Raw genomic sequence first — 18,075 nt, forward strand, 5'->3', positions numbered from 1 at the left:
AGGATTCTGCTCCGTGGCCGACGGTGTAGTGGTACTTCACGTGGTGGCACGACGACGGCACCGTCGAGCGGATCCATGACGTGCCGCCCTGCGCGGCTGGGTCCGTGAAGGCGACGGTCGCGGCGCGGAGCCGAGCGCCGGCCTGATCGACTCGCAGCGGATTCTCGTGGCTCACCGCCCATCGGCGCCTCACACGTGGCTACGAGACCGGCCCGGCCCACTCGGAGGCCATGATCCACTGGGCCGTGATCGGCATCATGGTCCGCAGATTCACCCGCGGGTGGCCCGCTCAGCGCCCCGGCCCGCGACCCCTTCGCCTCTTGCCATGACGTCCGTACTACCGTTTCTGGGCTCTGTACCGCTTGAGGAGAGTGGTGAGCCTCTCCGGGTCAGCCCCGCCGTTCAGTTCAGCGGTCAGGTCGTCGGGGCAGAACTCGTAAAGGTCGCCCCACCACCGGCGCCCTCGGTTGTCCCAGATGCGGTACCCACCAGGCACGCCTCTGGCCACGTAGCGACGCCTACTCACGAAGCCCCCGCCGAGAGCAAGGCCCACGCCCGTAGCCCACTTCCCCTCCCTCACGCTCTACTGACAGTAGGCTACGGCAGATCTCAAAGGCGATCTCAGGTAGACCCTTTCCCGGGGCAGGGGATCAGTCCCTGCAACAGATCCACCGAGCCCACCAGGAATATCAGCTCGTATGCGCGGAGCAGCCGACCGTATCCGCACGCTTACCCGTACCCGCACCCGGCGACGACCGTCCCCTCCGTCAGGCCAGTGCCGCCGAGCACGGCCGCCGACTCCTCCTCGGGTTCGGGCGCCGGTTCCCGTTCGAGCAGGGCGTCCCGCTCCAGGCCGCCCCGGCCGTGAACCCGGCCGGGGCGTTGAGCGCGACGCTCTCGCCCCGGGCCGGGTTCTCCCGCCCGCCCGGCGCCGGCTCCCCGCGGACGGCCTGTGGCACCTCACGCGGCTGAACACTCGTCACGTGCCGAGGACGCACCACGCGAGCCCGTACAGCCCGGCAGGATCAGGCGAGCAGCGACTCGAAGTTCGCGACGAGCTCGGCCGGGGACGGCATGGCCGTGTTCTCCGCCCGCATGGCGCCCGCCGACTTCCGCAGCGCCTCGTCGGTGAGCAGCCGGTCGAGCAGGACCGCGTCCACGGCGTCCGCCGTCGACCGCAGTGCGAAGCCGTACGCCTCGGCGGCGGCGACGTTGATGAAGTGGTCCGCGCCCTGAGGAAGGATCAGCTGCGGGACGCCCAGTGCGGCGGCGGTCATCATGGTGCCGGAGCCACCGTGGTGCACCACCGCGTCGCAGGCGTCCAGCAGTTGGGCGAGGGGCACCCACGGCAGCGGCTGGACGTTGGCCGGCAGCTCGCCCAGCGGCGCCAGGTCCGTGTCGCCGACCGCGAGCAGGATCTCCGCGTCGAGGCCGCCCGCCTGCTCCAGCAGTCGCTTGACGGGCGCGATCCCCTCCCACTGCGTGACCACGGTGCCCAGCGTCACCGCGATCCGCCGCCGCGCGCCGCGCCCGACCAGGTCCGCCGGGACCGTCCCGCCGCCGTTGAACGGCACGTACCGGACGCGCCAGCCGCCGCCGTCCCCGCCGAGCGAGGCCGGAACGACGTCCAGGACGGTGGACTCGGCGGGACCCTCCAGGCCGTGCGCCCGGTACTCGTCCGCGAACAGCCCGGCCAGGAGGCCGGCCATCCCGCCGGTCGACACACCGAAGTTGTGCACCACCGCGGGTATGCCGAGCTTGGCGGCCACCAGCGGCGCGGCCGGCTGGAACGGGGCGTGCACCAGGACGTCCGGCCGCCAGCGGGCCACCACCGCCAGCAGTCCGTCGATGGTCACCCGGCCGTGCTCGGCGAACCCCCGCGCGGCCAGCGCCATCGTCTCGTCGTCCGGCCGCTCGTCATCCGCGAAATGGACGTCCGGGAGGACCCGGGCGAACGCCTCGCGGACGTCCGTCCCGTCGCCCACGTCGACGGCGGGCAGCCCGGTGCTCCGGAGCTGCTCGATCGGGGTCTGCCCCGCGAACAGGACGTCGTGGCCGGCCGCCCGCAGGGCCTGCGCCGCCGGTACCAGCGGGAATATGTGGCCGACCGAGGCAGGGGCGGCGAAAAGGACGCGCACAGCGGTGCTCCCTCGTACTGGAGTTCGTTGGTGTGAAAACGTATCAGCCACCTGGAGAATTCATTCCTGGGCTGAAAGCACAAGAACGACACTTTTCATCACGTCGAATCCTGTTCCATCGGATATAACGTTCTACGGCCCGCGCCATAGTGGCAGGTGAGGGGCCAACACCCCGGCTCTGGGCTGATCCTGATCTGACGTCAGCGCGAGAGTGCATGCACGTGATCCTCGACGGCGACGGCACGCTGACGGAGTCGGACCGTCTCGCAGGTGCCCGAGAGAACGACGACAATCTGCGGTTCAGCCAGAAACACAAGGCGTTCGGCGGCACCATCCAGTTCCCGTCCGAGCCGGACGACACGCCGCTGCAGGGCCTCCGAGGTCGAATCCGGCCCACCCCGGACATCACCGCCACTCGCGTCCACGCCCTTCCCTCCCTGGACAAGGCGGCGGCCGACGGCCTGTCCACCCTCGCAGACAAGGGCTGCATCGGCGCCGCCGCTCGCCCCCGGCCGGTGAGTCGGCCGTCCGGCCAGGATGCCGGGCGAGGTACCGAACCGCGCTGCCGGCCTCGAACCCGGGATGTTCAAGGCGCTTGCCCACGTTGGCGTGCAACGTCTTCTCCGTCGAGGCGAGCGCGCCGAACAGCGCGAGGCCGCCCTCGCACGGGGCTGTGCCGTGGCGTTGTAGCGGCCTCCGAAGGCTCGGAGCCGGTCCCTGGCCTCGGTGAGGTCGGTGAAGTCGTTGGGCGAGAGGGCCTTGCGCCGGATGGCAGAGAAGTAGGTCTCGACTTGGTTGAGCCAGGAGGCGTGCACGGGGGTGTGGACCATGACCGTGTTCGGGAACGCCGCGGTGAGCCGGTCGGCCGCCTTCTGACCGCGATGGGAGGAGCCGTTGTCGACCGATCGGCCGAAGTGGATCACTGGTACCCCGCAGCCTGCCCCGCCCGCCACCGCCCCAGCCCCAGCCCCAGCCCCAGCAATGACCGGGTACAAGAGGCCACTTGGACAAGGAAAACGCAACTTCGACATGGCCCGCAGAAGCAGCTACCTTCACCTGGTCTTCGGCGATCGCCCACGGTCGCGCAGGAGTTCCTTCAGGCCGAACCGCCCGCGACGGGATGAGTCGGTCACGCCCCACGAATCCTCGCCCCATGCGTAAGCCATCGAACCGGGTCCACACCGGGCACCCCCAACCAGGGAGAGACGTATGCCTCATCTTGCTCTGTACACATTCGGCGTCCTGAAGTCACCTCTCGCCGATCCCGCACCTCTCACGCGCGAGCTCCACGACAGCAGCGAGGCCATCTACCGGAAGATCAGCCGGCACCCCGGATACCTCGCTCATGCTGAAGCGACAGACCGCGACCGGGGCACGCACTTCGACTTGGACTGGGGTGCCTGGGGAGAGTTCGCCGTACCGACCTGGTACGGCAAGGGCCGTACGGTGGAAACCACCGCCCTGGCCGCGACCCTCTCACTCTGGACCGACCTGCGCCCCGCCTTCGACGCCATCTACACCGGTCTGCACCGTGAGGCGCTGAACAGGCGCTACGACTGGTTCGAGAGGACAGGACGCCCGAGTCACGTGTTCTGGTGGGTCTCCGACGGCGTGATACCCACCTGGCAGGACGGGGTTTCCAGGCTGGAGCACCTCCACGACCACGGCTCCGCGCCGCACGCCTTCACCTTCCACCACTCGTTCGCCCCGGACGGAACTCCGACCAGGATCAAAGGCATCGGGCCGAAGAGCGACCAGGTCCGCTGACAAGGAAGCCTCACCGACCCCGGCATCTGACCCCGCACCACACTCGACACAGGCTCCACAGTCAACCCCCGAGGGATTTACGGAGCCGACCGGTAAGGGTGGTCCTGTCGCCGCTCGCGCCATCGAACCCAGGAGTCCGCGCCATCGGCTCGGTAACGGTCCCCGCCGTCGTAGCGCCACTCGGCAACCAGCAACCTTGCGTTGGCGGGTGCTTGCCGGTGCGGGGTGAGCAGTGCCGTCAGCTCGTCGTACCGGGCGTCGACGCCTCCGTGGCCGGGGTGCCGCCCGATGCCGGCAGCGCCTTCCCCGTACCACTGGTTCCACTCGACGGCCCGGCGGCGGAGAAGTGTCGGTGGGGCCTGGGACACTCTGGTCCGTGCTGATCAAGGGATACGACTACGGGCCGCTGGTCGCGGGTGAGTGGCTGCTTGGACGCGCCGGGTTCTGGTCCAATCACCTGCTGGCCGTGTGCCGGTTCACCTCGGGCGAGAGCCCGCCGGCACCCGAGTGGTTCGGTGACGACGGCGCCGACACGGACGCCCTGTCCGAGGTCCTCCTGGGCGACCAGGCCTGGCCGGCGTTTCGAATCCCGTTCCAAGGCGGTCACAGCGCCGTCGTCGTCTACCGGAACCTCATCGGTGACTTCGGGATCGACTACGTGCTGACCCAACCGGATTGGCCGCGGGCAGAGGACCTGTCCAGCTTTGACGGCGACTGGTACGGCCCGGGCCTGTCCTGGCGCGACATCGTGCACATCGCCGAGACGCCGGACGTCACCGCACCCGGCGTGCACGACACCGCGGCCCGACTCCTGCTTCTGGTGCCGCTGCTCGCCGACGACGAGTTGCCGCCGGAAGCGCCGGCACGGGTGAACGCCGCTCTCACGGCCATCGGAGCACCCGAGGACTCTGCCCAGGACACGGCTGACCATCTCCTTCGGAACAGACGGCCTGCAGCCGGCCGCCGTGCTGATGCCGACTCCCCTTTGAGTGGTGGCGGCCGCCGGCACACTGAGCCGGCCTCGGATGAATCGGCGGCGTTGTGGGCACTCGACCTCACTCGATCCCAGAACGATGCCCTCGCCGACGCCCTGGGAAGCAGGCCTCTGCCGGCGTCGGCGTCTTGAGGACCGCGAGCCGGCTCCCGGAGCAGTGATCACGGCTGGGATGATCTCGCCGTGGCTGGTGTGATCACGGCGTCGGAACCGTCCTGGACAACCCTGTTCACCGGGCTGGGCCCGCGCGACGTCCTCAGGCTGATCACGATGCTCCGCCGTGACGGTGCCGACGCGGTGCGCAGAGGCCGGCCATGAAGGGTGGGCGCCGGGGAGTCAGCGCTCGTCGTCCCCGCGCGGCCCGTGGATGGTGCGCTCGGCCTCGGTGATGGGGACGTCGTTGATGCTCGCCTCGCGACGCCGCATCAGGCCGTCGGGGGCGAACTCCCACAGCTCGTTGCCGTGGCTGCGCCACCACTGGCCCTCGTCGTCGTGCCACTCGTACTGGAAGCGGACGGCGATGCGGTCGCCGGTGAAGGACCAGAGCTGCTTGCGCAGCGCGTACTCGTGCTCCCTGGCCCACTTGTCGGTGAGGAACGCGGTGATCTCCTCGCGCCCGTTGACGAACCGGTCGCGGTTCCGCCAGACCGAGTCGGGTGTGTAGGCGAGGGCCACGCGCTGCGGGTCGCGGGTGTTCCAGGCGTCCTCGGCCGCCTGGACCTTGGCGGCGGCGGTCTCCGCGGTGAACGGCGGGAGCGGGGGGCGTGCGGATGACATGGGGAACTCCGTGGTGGGAGGGCGTGCGGGGCGGTCAGAGGGTTTCGGGCGTGCGGGGCGGTCAGAGGGTTTCGGGCGTGCCCGGCGGCAGCCGGCGGAGGCGGCCGGCCAGGTCGGGGGCGGCGAAGGCCTCGGTGATGCGGGCCGGGTCCTCGACGAAGTGCTCCCAGGACTCGAAGTGCAACGGGACCACCTGGCGGGCGCCGAGCGTGCGGGCCAGTTCGGCGCCCTCGGCCGCGCTCAGCGAGAAGGCGAGCTCCCCGGTGCTCGGGAAGTGCGCGTCGCCGAGGTGCAGGAAGGCCGTGTCGACGGCGAAGCGTTCGGCGATCTCGTCCAGCGCGGCATGACGGGTGGTGTCGCCCGAGAAGTAGAGCGTGCCGCCCTCGTACTCCACCACGAACCCGGTGACCGGGCCGGTGACCGGCTCGGTGCCGGCCGGGCCGTGCCGAGCCGGGGTCGCGGTCACCGTCACGGTGGTCGCGCCGGCGGTCGTCCTGACGCTCTCCCAGGGGGCGAGGCCGGTCGCCCTGCCGCCCAGCCGGGCGGCGGCCTCCGGGGTGGTGAGCACCGCGCCCGCCCGCGCGGCCGCCTCCCGGCCTGCGCGGTCGAGGTTGTCGGCGTGCTGGTCGTGGGAGAGCAGGACCAGGTCGACGGGCGGCAGCTGCCCGGGGCCGAGCGCCGCACCGGCGGTGCGGCGCAGCGGGCGGGCGGCGGGATACTCGCCGGGTTCCTGGTCGAGGGCCGGGTCGGTGAGGATCGTCAGGTCGCCGATCCGCAGCAGGACGGTGGCGGTGCCGAGGTAGGTGACGGTGACCGGCGCTTCCGGGACCGGGGTGCCCGTGACCGGGGTGGCGGCGGCCGGCTTGTCCGTGACCGTGATCGCGGTGACCGTGGTGGCCATGGCGGGCGCTCCTTCGACGAGGGGGCTGGGCAGCAGGGCGGGACCGGCAGGGCGGGGCGGGGGCCGGGGTCAGCGCGCGGCGGCGGCGTCGATCTTGGTCTGAAGCGCCTTCAGGAGGTCCTGGAGCAGTCCGATGGTGATCTCGTCCGTGAGGTTGCCCTCCCCGTCGAAGCGCTCGTGCGAGCGGAAGACGATGACCTCGGGCTTGACCACGACGTCGCTGTCGGTCCAGACGAAGACCTGGCGCAGCGCCAGCTGGGCGCGGACGCTGCCGAAGTTGGTCGGGGCGGCGCCGAGGATCGCGGTGGGCTTGCGGTGCAGTGGCAGGCCCTCGGTCTTGGTCCAGTCGGTGCTCAGCCAGTCGAGGGCGTTCTTGAGGACGCCGGGGATGGAGTAGTTGAACTCCGGCGTGGCGATCAGCAGGCCGTCGGCGGCCTGGACGCGGCGGCGCAGGTCGTTGACGATGGCCGGCCGCTTCTCGGGGGTGTCGAGGTCCTGGTCGTACGCGGGGATGTCGCGCAGGCCGTCGTAGATCTCGATCTCCTGGCCGCCGGGGTTGAACTTCCGGGCGGCGTGCAGCAGCCGGGTGTTGTGCGAGTCGGAGCGCAGCGAACCGGAGATGGCGAGGATCTTGGCGGTGGCCATGGCGGGACTCCTTCAGAAGCGTGATGCGGTATTCAGCAAGGGAGTTGTCGGACCGTCCGGTGAACCGGGCGGCTTCGACATCGAGAAAACTAAACCGCTCAGTTCATTCTGTCAACCAAACGGTTTAGTCTTGACAATGAACTGAATCGTGTAGTTCATTCGAATCATGACCACTCCGAGCGCGACCACGACCGCCATCGCCGCCACCACCACCCCGGCCGCCACGCACCCGGCCGCCGCCCCGACCGGCCAGGCCACCACCGCCACGCGGTCCACCGTCCGCGTCGTCCGCCCCGTCCACACCTACGAGGGCGCCGGCTTCCCCGTCCGCCGGCCCTTCCCCACCGCCGAGCTGCCGTTCCTCGACCCCTTCCTGATGGTCGACCAGGTCGGCCCGGTCAAGCTCGCGCCGGGCGAGGCGAAGGGCGCTCCCCCGCACCCGCACCGTGGCTTCGAGACGATCCAGTACGTCATCGCCGGCGACATCGCGAACGCCGACTCCCGCGGCCACCACGCCGTCGTCCGGGGCGGTGGCGTGCAGTGGCTCACTGCGGGTTCCGGAATCGTCCACGAGGCCCTGCCCACCGAGGAGTTCCTCGCCGAGGGCGGCCTCCAGCACATGCTCCAGATCTGGGTCAACCTGCCGGCCCGGCTCAAGACCGTCCCGCCGCGCAGCCAGAACGCCGAGGCCGGCGACCTCCCCGTCGTCACCACGGAGGACGGCGCCGAGCTCACGGTCATCGCCGGCAGCACCCACGGCGCCACCGGCCCGTTCGCGACCCACACGCCGGTCCTGGTGGTGCACGCCCGCCTCGCAGCCGGCGCCCGGGCCGACTTCACCGCGCCGGCCGGGCACAACGCCATGCTGTACGTGATGTCCGGCGAGGCCGCCACGCCCGACGCGCAGCTCCCCGACGGCCACCTCGCGGTGCTCGCGCAGGACGGCGAGCGGTTCACGGTCGAGGCCCGGGGCGGGGCGGCCGAGGTCCTGGTCCTGGCCGGCGAGCCGATCGGCGAACCCGTCGCCCGCAGCGGGCCCTTCGTGATGAACACCGCCGCCGAGCTGTACCAGGCCCAGCAGGACTTCAGCCGCGGCCTGATGGGGCGGCTCCCCCTGTGAGCCCCTCCTGCCGGCGCGACCCAACCCGACCCGACCCGTTCCACTGACACGTCCGGATTTGCCACCTTTGCGAACCAAACCGTTCAGTTCATATACTGAGAAACCCCCGAGAAACCCCCGTCCCGGGACCCACCCCCTTCCCCACCCCCGGAGCCGGCACCCGGAGCCGGTCCCCGGACCGGGCCCACCCCCGAGGCCGGGCCCTCCCCCGGAACCAGGTCTCCCCCTGGACCAGAACGCAAGAGGACACCGCCATGGGCGTCGACACGGCAGGCACGGCAGGCACAGCAGGCACGGCTGACGCGACGGACGAGTACGGCATCCCGATCATCCCCGACCCCACCGACTCGGCCCAGCGGAAGCGCCGGGCCATCATCGACTCGGCGCTCACCGAATTCCTCGCCGAGGGCTACTCGGCCGCCTCCATGGACGCGATCACCAGCCGGTCCGGAGTCTCCAAGGCGACCATCTACAAGCACTTCGGCAGCAAGGAACGCCTCTTCCTGGCCGTCATCGGCGGCATCCTGCCCCAGACGTACGCCGGGCTCGAATCCTGTACCGCCACCATCGTCGAGGCCACCAACCTGCGGACGGCACTGGTCGACGTCACCACCGCGTGGGCCCGCATCCTCCTGCGCCCGGACATCATGTCGCTGCGCCGGCTGGTCATCGGCGAGACGGAGCGCTTCCCGCAGCTGGGCCAGCTCTGGTACCGGGTCAGCTACGACATGATCAACGGCCCGCTGACCGAGGCCTTCACCGAGCTGGACCAGCTCGGCGTACTGGACGCCCCCGAACCCGCACTCGCCGTCCAGCAACTCGTGGCCACCACCATCGGCGTCCCCCAGCTGACGGCCACCTTCGCCCCCGACACCACGTTCAACGACGCCGAACTCGCCCGCCTGATCACCTCGGGCGTCGACCTCCTGCTCGCCCGCTACGCACGCTGACACCCGCGGGACGGCCGCCGACGCCCGCCGACGCACGCCGACACCCGCCGACACCCGCGGGACGGCTGCCGACGCCTTCCGGCCGCGACGGCGCAGGCACCGGCTCCGCCGCCGGCCGGATCCGCCGCCCACCCCGAATGCACCGCCGCACTCCACCGCGGCGCGTCCAGGGACCGGCGGGGGCTCCCTGCGATAGGAATGGCACCGAGGGCCGGTCCCAGGCGGAGGAGCCAGCAGCGTGAACCAGCAAATCGATGCACAACTGCGGGACCTGAGAGCAGAGTTGGAGCCGGGAGACGCGACTCCCGCGCTGGTCGCGGCCGTCGCGGCCGGCCGCGCACCGCTCGGTGCGCTCGCCGAACTGGCCGCCCGGCAACAGCGGATCATCACCTCCGACCGCCGCAGCCTGCTCCTGCTCGCCACCCGCTGCGCCAACCGACCCCTCGGCTCCTGGTTCGCCACGCTCGCCGAGGGCGAGAGCGCCGCCCTGCGCACGCTGCCCGCACTCGCCGCCGCCTGCGGAACCATCCTGGACCGGACCGCCGACCACCCGCCCCTGCCCGACCACCAATCCCCGTCCGACCAGCCACCCCTCCCCCGCCACCCGCCCCTGCCCGGCTGCCAGGCCTACCCCGCCTACCTGGCCTGGCTCGCGCTCAACGGCCTGCCGGCCGCCGTGGCGGCCGCACTGGTCGCCAACTTCGCAGCCTGGGGCGGCTACTGCGCCGCCATCGCCGAAGGGCTGCGCCGCCACCACGGGTTCGACGACGCGGCCTGCGCCTTCTTCGACTTCTTCGCCCAGCCCGCCACCGCCCTGGAACAGCAGGCCGCCGCCGCCCTCGCCCCGGCCGCTCTGGGCTCCGCCGAGCTCGCCGCCGCGCGCGAGTACGGCACCCTTCTCCAGGCCTACGAACGGCTGTTCTGGGAGACGCTCGCCGCACTCCCCACCGGCTGAACGGCCGACGACAGTCGGCCGACGGCAGGCGGCACACACAGTCGGGCGCAACCGCCGGCGCAACCACCGACTCGACCCCGCGCCCGGCACCGCCGACGGGCCGGCCCGGGACCACGTCCGTCAGGCCCGGGACCGACCGGCGGTGAGCGCCGTCGCCGGGAACGCGCCGTTGCCCAGCACGTGCCGCCACCCAACACGTGCCTGTGCCCGGCGGCGACCGCTCGGAGCCGAGGGCGATCCGCAGCCCCTTCACGGTTCATGCGGACCGCCCGTCGGCCCGTGGTCGGAGTCGGCGACCGGTCACACCTCCTCACCGTCGGATGGGCCGCTGCGGTGGTTCGTGGGGACGGCGCGCCGGGCCGTGCCGCCCGCCGCCCGCCACCCACTCCCGCCTCCTCCCACTGGACCGCACCGCCCCGCCCTCGCGAACACATGACATCGTGGACACGTCAAAACACCGTGGAGGGGAAGTGACAGTGGAACGCTCGGGCGGGCCCAGGGTCCTGGTCGACGACGAGTGTGAGATGGCGTACGGCGCGCCCCGGTCGCGCCTGCGGGAACACGTCCTCGGGTACCGGGGGTACCGGTTGGCGTCGGACCGGGCCCGGCGCCGGCTGGAGGTACCCACCGACGTGGTGACGTTGACGATCGGGTTCGAGGGGTCGCTCCGGCTCACCGACGCGGTCGCCACGGCGGACACCGCTTCGTTCGGTTCGGTCGTCGCCGGGATGCGGCGGACCGCCACGATCGCCGAGCACAGTGGTCGGCTGCACGGCCTGACGGTCTCGCTCACCCCACAGGGTGCGTACCGGATCCTCGGCCCGGCGCTCGGAGACCTGGACGGCCGGTGGACCGAGGCCACCGCCGTCTTCCCCGGCCGCAGTGGCCGGGAGTTCACCGAAAGGCTGCACGACGCGCCGAGCTGGAGGGCGCGATTCGCGCTGCTCGACGCCCACTTCGACGCGCGGTTCGCCGCCGACCGTGCGTGGGACCCGTCCGCGGCCTGGGCCTGGGAGCAGTTGCGCGCCTCGCACGGCCGGACGTCGGTACGGGCGCTGGTGGACGGCACCGGCTGGAGCCGTCGCCGGCTGGAGCAGCGCTTCCGTGAACACCTCGGCCTCGCACCGAAGCAGGCGGCCGACATCCTCCGGCTCCAGCACGCGCTGCTGTCCTTCGAGCGGCGGCCCGGGTGGGGCGGCGCCAGGATCGCCACCCACTGCGGCTTCTACGACCAGGCCCACCTCACTCGCTCCTTCCGTGCCGTGGTGGGCTGCTCACCGAGCCGGTTCTTCGCCTCCCGCCGGGCCGCCCAGGTGCCCGAGCCAACGGACCGCCTGGCCGGGCGGGTGACCACCGCGATCGAGGCCGTGGAACGGGCGCCCTCCGACTGACCCAACCGGTACTGCGCATTCCTACAATCCCCGCCCGCGTTCCGTACGGCAGGCTGGACCGAACGGGGCGGCGTCGGGGGGGCCGCCCCGGGCCTCGTGTCGCGTACGGGGGCGGGCGCACACCGGCCACAACTCTGACCGAAGGGTCACCATGCCGCGAACGGGATCTCGTGCTGTCGCCATGCTCTAGGGAGCCTTGCGGCGGAACAGGGCAATGTCGCGGTGGAAACCCACCATGAGGTCGCCGGCCGGGGTGAAGACGGCGGTGCGTGGACTGCTGAGTGCCAGGGACGCAGTCACGGTGCGGGAACGGAGGTCCCAGATCCGGACGGTGTTGTCGTTGCTGCCGGTGGGGGCGATCGGGTTGCCGTCGAAGCCGGTGCACGTCACTGAACTCCCGCACCCGTCGTCGAACCCGTCGGTCGTCCTCCGGTGCCGCGTTCCCCGGCAGGTGGACGTGGCGGCGGGGTAGGCTCCCGATCATGAACGACGGAAGCGGCGCCCCGGGCGTACCCGGCGCACCGAGCGCACTGGGCGGGCCGGGCAGCGGCGCGACGGCGGACGGTCCTGGGCCGGGCACCGCGGGTCCCGAGGGCGAGACGCTGCACGACTGGGCCCGCGCGCACGGCATCGCGGTCAACGATCGCGGCCGCATCCCGTCCCACATCAGGGACGCCTACGAGCAGGCGCAGGCGACGTACGGTCCGGCCCCACGCAACCCCTGACACCGCAACGCCTGACACCGCAACGCCTCACACCGCACCAGCGGGGTGCCGGACGGCGATGGCCGCCCCGCGCCCTCACCGCCTTCCGGGCCGACGCCTACGTGTCCGCTGCGCCCCGTGCGACTCGAAGGGCTGGTGGTCCGGCGCGCAGACCTGCCCGCGCGGCGGCAGTTGGCCGTCGACCAGGAGGCGCTCCTCGTAGCTCCCTCTCAGCTCCCTCTCAGCTCCCTCGCGAATCCTCGCAGCAACCCCTCGCCCCGGAGTCGCCGGCCAACTCGGGTGGGCCACGGCGGCGTTCCGGGCCGGACTCCGCCGGACAGGGCCTAAACACCCCCGATCGGCCGCGTTTCCCCCGGTTTGCACCACCGCGTTGCATAGCGTCGGTGCCCTCCCGACCGAGCCCCGGTCGACAGGCCCAGGAGACCGGCTGCCGTGCAACGCAAGTGGTGGACCCTCGTCGCCGTTTCTGTCGCGACGTTCATGCTCCTGCTCGACATCACGGTGGTCAACGTCGCCCTGCCGTCGATCCGCAAGGACCTCGGCGCCAGCTTCACCGATCTCCAGTGGGTGTTCGACGCCTACGCGCTCTCCCTCGCCGCGCTGGTGCTGACCGCCGGTTCGCTCGCCGACCGGCTCGGCCGCCGCCGGGCCTTCGCCGCCGGCCTGGTGATCTTCTCCGGTGCCTCGCTGCTCTGCGCACTGGCGCCGAACCCGGCCTTCCTCAACGTCTCCCGGGCCGTCCAGGGTGTCGGCGGAGCGGTGATGTTCGCCGTCTCGCTCGCCCTGGTCGCCCAGGAGTTCCCGCCCGGCCGCGAGCGCGGCACCGCCATGGGCCTGTACGGGGCGACCATCGGCGTGGCGGTCGCGGTCGGCCCGCTGGTCGGCGGGGCGCTCACCGACACGCTCGGCTGGGAGTCGATCTTCTACCTGAACGTGCCGATCGGGGCGGCCGCCCTGGTGGTCACCTACCTCAAGCTGGCCGAGAGCCGCGACCCGAACGCCACCCGGGTCGACTGGGCGGGCGTCGCGACCTTCAGCACCGCCCTCTTCCTGCTCGTCCTGGCACTGGTACGCGGCAACGCGGAGGGCTGGGGCAGCACGCTGATCGTCTCGCTGTTCGCCGGCTCGGCCGTGCTGCTCACCGCGTTCGTGGTAATCGAACTCCGCGTCCGCGAGCCGATGCTGCCGCTCGGGCTGTTCCGGCGGCACGCGTTCACCGGGGTGCAACTGGCCGCGTTCGCGGTGTCCAGCTCGCTCTTCGCGCTGTTCCTCTACCTGACGCTCTACCTGCAGAACTACCTCGGGCTCTCGCCGTTCGCGGCGGGCGTGCGCTACCTGCCGATCACGATGCTCAGCTTCGTCGTGGCCCCCGTGGCCGGCCTGCTGCTCTCGCGGGTGCCGGCGCGGCTGATGCTCTTCGTCGGGCTGGTCGCGGTCGGCGCCGGCCTGCTGCTGATGGGCGACGTCCAGGCCGACGACGAGTGGACGGGGCTGCTGGCCGGCTTCCTGGTCGGCGGCGCGGGCGTCGGCCTGATCAACCCGGTGATCGCGGACGTGGCGGTGAGCGTGGTGCCGAAGGAGAAGAGCGGCATGGCGGCCGGGATCAACGACACCTTCCGGCAGGTCGGCATCGCGGTGGGCATCGCCGTCTGGGGGGCGGTCTTCGTCGGCCGGGGCGCCGACAAGGTCCGTGAGCTGACCGCCGGAACGCCGACCGCGGAGGGCGCCCGCCCGCGCGAGCTGATCGAGGCCGCCTCCTCCGGCAGCCTGCCGCAGGCGCTGGACGCCGTGCCCGAGCCCGCCCGACAGGCCGTCCGGGACGCCGCCCGCGCGGGGTTCCTCGACGGCCTCAACACGGTGCTGCTGCTCGGCGGGCTGGTCAGCCTGGTGGGCGCGGCGCTCGCGCTCTGGCTGGTCCGGGAGAGCGAGATCGACCGCCAGGAGGTGTGACACCGGGCGCGCCGACCGTCCCGGGTCCGCGGAGGGGCTCCCTCCGCGGACCCGGAACACGACCGGTCACGACGCGGCATGACGGGGCGGGATGGGGCGGGGCCTGGCAGCCGGGTATCCGGAGAAGCCGCCCCGGCTCCTCAGCCCTGGTACTGGACGACGATCTTGGTGAACTCGTACGGGGACTGCGCGATGCCGCTGCAGGCGTCGGCGTCCGCGCCGGAGCCGCAGGCACGGTCGCGGTTGACCGACCAGAAGGCGAAGCGGGCGAGGTGGTGCTGCTTCGCGTAGGCGAGGATGGTGCGGAAGTCGGCGGTGGTGACGGTCTCGCCGGCCTCGTCGGTCTTCCCGTTCATCGACGACACGCCGATGTGCCGGAACGCGGCGTCGTCGCTGTAGCCGTACGCGCTCTTGACCGCGGCCTTCAGTCCGTCCAGCGCGCTGACCGTGGCCTGGCCCATGGTGCCGCTGTGGCCGCCGAAGTCGAAGGGCATGACCACCCAGCCGTCGTTGGCCAGCCCCGCCGCCGCGCCCCGCTTGATCAGGTCCTTGCCGGTGGCGTCCGGCCCGGTCGGGGTGGTGCCCATGGTGATGTAGGTGACGATGCCGGGGTTCTTCGTCTTGACGATCTTCAGGGCGTCCACCACCCGCTGACGGACCGTCGCGTTGGAGAACTCGGTGTTCTCGATGTCGACGTCGAGGGCCTTCAGCCCGTAGGCGTCGATCACCTTCTGGTAGGCGCCGGCCAGCGCGCTCGCACTGGAACACTTCTCGCCCAGCTTGTTGCCGCTCCACCCGCCGACCGAGACCATGACGTCGCCGCCGGCCGCCCGGATCGACTTGATCGCGGCCTCGTCGGAGCCGCCCGCCAGCGGCCGGCTGCCGTCCCACTTCGGGTTGCAGCCACCGTCGGAGAGGATGAACGCGAGGGTGAACCACTTCACCCCGGTCGCCTTCATCACGTCGGTGGGCTTCTGGGGACTGCCCCAGCCGAGGTACTCGTACGGCGCGGCGGCCATCCCGGGCACGGCGGCCGCGGCGGTGGGGGCCGCCTGCGCGGCTGCGGCGGCGTTCACGGGGGCCAGCAGCAGGGCGGCCGAGCCGAGGGCGGTGGCGAGCAGCGGGGCGGTGAGACGGACCCCGATAGCCTTGTGCATGCCAACTCACTTTCGTCGAAGCCGCCGCGCGGGGCGACGGGCCGGGGGGAGAGCAGAGGAGCGGGAGAACGGAGGAGCGGAGGAGCGGGAGAACGCGCCCGTGGCAGCCATGGTGGGCGCCACCAGAATCGGGGCACCGGAGCCACGCGGTCAATGACTTTCGTTAGGAAAGTTTCCCAATGGTCGCCAGAGCCAACCCCCGATGCCGCTCAGTGTCTTGACGGATCAAGTAAAGCTCCCTAACTTGAACGCCCTCGCCCCAGCCAGGCGCCCCACTCCCCCGCCGCCCCCGGAGGCCCCGGTGTCATCCCCAGGTCTGTCCCGAAGAATCGGCCTCTTCCAGGCCGTCACGATCAACATGAGCCAGATGTGCGGCATCGGCCCGTTCGTCACCATCCCGCTCATGGTCGCCGCGTTCGGCGGCCCCCAGGCGGTGATCGGCTGGATCGCCGGCGCCGTCCTCGCCCTCGCCGACGGCCTGGTCTGGGCCGAACTCGGCGCCTCGCTCCCCGGCGCCGGCGGCACGTACGTCTACCTCCGCGAGGCCTTCCAGTACCGGACCGGGCGGCTGATGCCGTTCCTCTTCGTCTGGACGGCGATGCTCTTCATCCCACTGATCATGTCCACCGGCGTGGTCGGTTTCGTCCAGTACCTCGGCTACCTGTGGCCGTCGATGACGGACGGCCAGGGCGACCTGGTCGGGCTGGCGTTCGTGGCACTGGTGGTCCTGCTGCTCTGGCGCCGGGTGGAGAACATCGCCAGGCTCACCACCGTGATGTGGGTGGTCATGATCGCCTCCGTCCTGGCCGTCATCCTCGCCTGCTACACCCACTTCAGCCCAAGCCGCGCCTTCGACTGGCCCGCGCACGCGGTCGAGTTGTCCCACAGCCAGTTCTGGCTCGGCTTCGCAGCCGGCCTGACGATCGGCATCTACGACTACCTCGGGTACAACACGGCCGCATACCTGGGCGCCGAGGTCCGACAGCCAGGACGGGTACTTCCGCGCGCGATCGTGCTCTCCGTCGTCGGCATCATGGCGATCTACCTGCTGCTCCAGGTGGGCGTCCTCGGCGCGATGGACTGGCACGCCATGCTCGACCCGGACTCGGTGGCCTCCAAGTCGGTCGCCTCCGCGGTCCTGGAGAGCACCTGGGGCAAGGGGGCGGCCGACGTCGTCACGGTACTGATCCTGATCACCGCCTTCGCCTCCGTACTGGCCGGACTTCTCGGCGGATCCCGCGTGCCGTACGACGCGGCGCGGGACGGGGTGTTCTTCCGCGCCTTCGGCAGGCTGCACGCGAAGCACGGCTTCCCGGTGTACGGGCTCGCCGCGATGGGCGTACTCACGGCGGTCGGCTTCCTGCTCGGGCGCCACCTCGGCAGCAACGCGGCCCACCCGCCGCTCACGGTGCTGATCAACCTGCTCACGACGGTGATGGTGATCGTCCAGGCGCTCGCCCAGATCGTCGCGGTGAGCGTACTCCGGCGCCGCCAACCGGGATTGGCCCGACCGTACCGGATGTGGCTCTACCCGGCCCCCGGCGTCGTGGCGGCCGTCGGCTGGCTGGTCATCTACGGGTACGCGGACCGCAACGCGCCCGGCTTCCACCCCATCGAGTGGTCACTGGCATGGGTGGCGGCCGGCGGCGGGGCGTTCCTGCTCTGGGCACGGACGGAACGGACGTGGCCGTTCGGACCGCGCGAGATACGGGAGCAGTTCGCCTCGGCCTGACGGACGTTGAAGGGTGCGGCCTCGGGGCAACGGCTCCGAGGCCACACCCGTTCACGGGAGCCGGCTCGCGAGCCCCTTCTCGACACGTCGCCTGATCCGCTCGAACGACTCGGGCAGGCCGTCCGCCAACTCGGCATCGAGGCGGCGGCGTTCAGCCCGGAGGAGCCGCGCGGCGGGGGCACGGGAGCAGTGAACGTACCACCAGGGGTAGATGCGGTGGATCACCCGGCACCTCCCGGGGCGGTCCAGTGGATGCGCAGGTGGTGGACGCCCTCGGGGAGGACGAGCGGGAGCGACAAGGGCCCGTTGTAGTTGAGGCGTTCAGCGACGACGCGCTCGGCGGCCGGACCGGTGAGGTAGCGCTCGAACCACTGCCACTGGGGTCCGCGGAGCGGGCGGAACTGGAGGGCGGACCAGAGCGCGTCCAGGGCGGCGGGGAGAAGGAGGTAGGTCGTCGGCGGCATGATGCCGCCGGTGATCTCGGCGATGACGGGGCGAGCCTCCCTCATGCGGCACGCTCCCCGGGAGCGGCATCGGGGCCGATCTCCGCCCAGACGATCTTCCCGATGCCCCGGCGGGGGCAGCAACCCCATCGGCGTGAGAGGGACTTGACGAGGAGGAGACCCCGCCCGTGCTCGTCGTCGTTGGCACTGGCGCGAAGCACCGGCCCCCGGTCCGCCCGCGCGTCGTGCACCTCCATCCGCAGACGGACATGGTCGACGGAAAGCACCAACTGCACACGATTGCCGATGGGCGTCCCGTGAAGCAGTACCGGTAGGCCACTGGCGAGGTTTCCGCGCGTGCGGGTCCTTTTCCAGTGGCCCCCGGCCCGAACCCGCCGTGCACCTTTCAATGCAGCGGGCTCTCCAGAGA

19 protein-coding genes and 1 pseudogene are annotated in these 18,075 nt (G+C 71.6%); 10 read left to right on the forward strand and 10 right to left on the reverse strand.

What is annotated here, in order from left to right; genetic code table 11:
- Window positions 1-337: 337 nt before the first annotated feature.
- The 3 genes from C2142_RS39085 to C2142_RS41900 form a co-directional block, all read right to left on the reverse strand.
- Complete coding sequence (locus C2142_RS39085; protein ID WP_162002437.1) at window positions 338-526, reverse strand: hypothetical protein; 189 nt, start codon at window positions 524-526, stop codon at window positions 338-340.
- A 499-nt stretch (window positions 527-1,025) separates the two neighbouring features.
- Window positions 1,026-2,138, reverse strand: coding sequence for a nucleotide disphospho-sugar-binding domain-containing protein (locus tag C2142_RS01390; RefSeq protein ID WP_148640678.1), 1,113 nt, complete (start codon window positions 2,136-2,138; stop codon window positions 1,026-1,028).
- Window positions 2,139-2,338: 200 nt separating this feature from the next.
- Entirely contained in the window at window positions 2,339-3,061 is a 723-nt protein-coding gene (locus C2142_RS41900; RefSeq protein ID WP_346766355.1) for a hypothetical protein, read from the reverse strand.
- Between the two features lie 286 nt (window positions 3,062-3,347).
- Between C2142_RS41900 and C2142_RS01400 the strand changes: the two genes are divergently transcribed.
- The 3 genes and pseudogenes from C2142_RS01400 to C2142_RS01410 all read left to right on the forward strand — a co-directional run.
- A complete protein-coding gene (locus C2142_RS01400; protein WP_148640679.1) occupies window positions 3,348-3,905 on the forward strand; it encodes a DUF3291 domain-containing protein in 558 nt (185 codons plus the stop codon).
- Between the two features lie 376 nt (window positions 3,906-4,281).
- Window positions 4,282-5,031: a hypothetical protein gene (locus C2142_RS01405; protein ID WP_194235745.1), complete on the forward strand. Its 750-nt coding sequence runs from the start codon at window positions 4,282-4,284 to the stop codon at window positions 5,029-5,031.
- A gap of 51 nt (window positions 5,032-5,082) precedes the next feature.
- A pseudogene (locus tag C2142_RS01410) lies at window positions 5,083-5,214 on the forward strand (IS5/IS1182 family transposase); the annotation flags it as partial.
- Window positions 5,215-5,235: 21 nt separating this feature from the next.
- Here the strand turns inward: C2142_RS01410 and C2142_RS01415 are convergent.
- The 3 genes from C2142_RS01415 to C2142_RS01425 all read right to left on the reverse strand — a co-directional run bounded on the left by C2142_RS01415 (window position 5,236) and on the right by C2142_RS01425 (window position 7,222).
- Complete coding sequence (locus C2142_RS01415) at window positions 5,236-5,676, reverse strand: nuclear transport factor 2 family protein (protein WP_148640680.1); 441 nt, start codon at window positions 5,674-5,676, stop codon at window positions 5,236-5,238.
- 61 nt (window positions 5,677-5,737) lie between these two features.
- Window positions 5,738-6,577, reverse strand: a complete 840-nt coding sequence (locus C2142_RS01420; RefSeq protein WP_148640681.1) for an MBL fold metallo-hydrolase — start codon at window positions 6,575-6,577, stop codon at window positions 5,738-5,740.
- A gap of 69 nt (window positions 6,578-6,646) precedes the next feature.
- Window positions 6,647-7,222 carry an NADPH-dependent FMN reductase gene (locus C2142_RS01425; protein ID WP_148640682.1) on the reverse strand — a complete coding sequence of 192 codons (576 nt, stop codon included), beginning with the start codon at window positions 7,220-7,222 and terminating at the stop codon, window positions 6,647-6,649.
- A 166-nt stretch (window positions 7,223-7,388) separates the two neighbouring features.
- Here C2142_RS01425 and C2142_RS01430 point away from each other — a divergent pair, with 166 nt between their 5' ends.
- From C2142_RS01430 to C2142_RS01445, 4 genes are all read left to right on the forward strand, one after another.
- On the forward strand, window positions 7,389-8,342 hold the full coding sequence (locus tag C2142_RS01430) for a pirin family protein (RefSeq protein ID WP_148640683.1): 954 nt from the start codon (window positions 7,389-7,391) through the stop codon (window positions 8,340-8,342).
- Between the two features lie 254 nt (window positions 8,343-8,596).
- The gene (locus C2142_RS01435) at window positions 8,597-9,292 is read left to right on the forward strand and encodes a TetR/AcrR family transcriptional regulator (RefSeq protein WP_148640684.1); all 696 of its coding nucleotides are present in this window, start codon (window positions 8,597-8,599) and stop codon (window positions 9,290-9,292) included.
- 238 nt (window positions 9,293-9,530) lie between these two features.
- A complete protein-coding gene (locus tag C2142_RS01440) occupies window positions 9,531-10,247 on the forward strand; it encodes a transcriptional regulator (protein ID WP_206670880.1) in 717 nt (238 codons plus the stop codon).
- Between the two features lie 470 nt (window positions 10,248-10,717).
- Window positions 10,718-11,638: a helix-turn-helix domain-containing protein gene (locus C2142_RS01445; protein ID WP_162002378.1), complete on the forward strand. Its 921-nt coding sequence runs from the start codon at window positions 10,718-10,720 to the stop codon at window positions 11,636-11,638.
- A gap of 186 nt (window positions 11,639-11,824) precedes the next feature.
- Here the strand turns inward: C2142_RS01445 and C2142_RS01450 are convergent, their stop codons facing one another.
- A complete protein-coding gene (locus tag C2142_RS01450; protein ID WP_148640686.1) occupies window positions 11,825-12,028 on the reverse strand; it encodes a hypothetical protein in 204 nt (67 codons plus the stop codon).
- A 92-nt stretch (window positions 12,029-12,120) separates the two neighbouring features.
- Between C2142_RS01450 and C2142_RS01455 the strand changes: the two genes are divergently transcribed.
- Both C2142_RS01455 and C2142_RS01460 read left to right on the forward strand, forming a co-directional pair.
- Window positions 12,121-12,363: a histone-like nucleoid-structuring protein Lsr2 gene (locus C2142_RS01455; RefSeq protein WP_148640687.1), complete on the forward strand. Its 243-nt coding sequence runs from the start codon at window positions 12,121-12,123 to the stop codon at window positions 12,361-12,363.
- Window positions 12,364-12,795: 432 nt separating this feature from the next.
- Entirely contained in the window at window positions 12,796-14,313 is a 1,518-nt protein-coding gene (locus tag C2142_RS01460; RefSeq protein ID WP_148640688.1) for an MFS transporter, read from the forward strand.
- 140 nt (window positions 14,314-14,453) lie between these two features.
- Here C2142_RS01460 and C2142_RS01465 read toward each other — a convergent pair whose 3' ends face one another.
- On the reverse strand, window positions 14,454-15,470 hold the full coding sequence (locus C2142_RS01465; protein WP_148640689.1) for a chitinase: 1,017 nt from the start codon (window positions 15,468-15,470) through the stop codon (window positions 14,454-14,456).
- 301 nt (window positions 15,471-15,771) lie between these two features.
- Here C2142_RS01465 and C2142_RS01470 point away from each other — a divergent pair, with 301 nt between their 5' ends.
- Window positions 15,772-17,202: an APC family permease gene (locus tag C2142_RS01470; protein ID WP_277347212.1), complete on the forward strand. Its 1,431-nt coding sequence runs from the start codon at window positions 15,772-15,774 to the stop codon at window positions 17,200-17,202.
- Between the two features lie 51 nt (window positions 17,203-17,253).
- Here C2142_RS01470 and C2142_RS01475 read toward each other — a convergent pair whose 3' ends face one another.
- Both C2142_RS01475 and C2142_RS01480 read right to left on the reverse strand, forming a co-directional pair.
- Window positions 17,254-17,427, reverse strand: coding sequence for a hypothetical protein (locus tag C2142_RS01475; protein ID WP_153882743.1), 174 nt, complete (start codon window positions 17,425-17,427; stop codon window positions 17,254-17,256).
- Window positions 17,424-17,711 carry a hypothetical protein gene (locus tag C2142_RS01480; protein ID WP_162002379.1) on the reverse strand — a complete coding sequence of 96 codons (288 nt, stop codon included), beginning with the start codon at window positions 17,709-17,711 and terminating at the stop codon, window positions 17,424-17,426. The genes C2142_RS01475 and C2142_RS01480 overlap by 4 nt, the downstream gene beginning before the upstream one ends.
- Window positions 17,712-18,075 lie beyond the last annotated feature (364 nt).

Origin of the sequence: Streptomyces sp. CB01881 (assembly GCF_002953255.1) — a bacterium.
In the GTDB taxonomy this organism is placed as follows: Bacteria; Actinomycetota; Actinomycetes; order Streptomycetales; family Streptomycetaceae; genus Kitasatospora.

Coding starts and splice junctions, on each gene's coding strand:
- C2142_RS01400 (WP_148640679.1), top strand. CDS start 3,348: ATGCCTCATCTTGCTCTGTACACATTCGGCGTCCTGAAGTCACCTCTC.
- C2142_RS01415 (WP_148640680.1), bottom strand. CDS start 5,676: ATGTCATCCGCACGCCCCCCGCTCCCGCCGTTCACCGCGGAGACCGCC.
- C2142_RS01420 (WP_148640681.1), bottom strand. CDS start 6,577: ATGGCCACCACGGTCACCGCGATCACGGTCACGGACAAGCCGGCCGCC.
- C2142_RS01425 (WP_148640682.1), bottom strand. CDS start 7,222: ATGGCCACCGCCAAGATCCTCGCCATCTCCGGTTCGCTGCGCTCCGAC.
- C2142_RS01430 (WP_148640683.1), top strand. CDS start 7,389: ATGACCACTCCGAGCGCGACCACGACCGCCATCGCCGCCACCACCACC.
- C2142_RS01435 (WP_148640684.1), top strand. CDS start 8,597: ATGGGCGTCGACACGGCAGGCACGGCAGGCACAGCAGGCACGGCTGAC.
- C2142_RS01455 (WP_148640687.1), top strand. CDS start 12,121: ATGAACGACGGAAGCGGCGCCCCGGGCGTACCCGGCGCACCGAGCGCA.
- C2142_RS01465 (WP_148640689.1), bottom strand. CDS start 15,470: ATGCACAAGGCTATCGGGGTCCGTCTCACCGCCCCGCTGCTCGCCACC.
- C2142_RS01480 (WP_162002379.1), bottom strand. CDS start 17,711: ATGAGGGAGGCTCGCCCCGTCATCGCCGAGATCACCGGCGGCATCATG.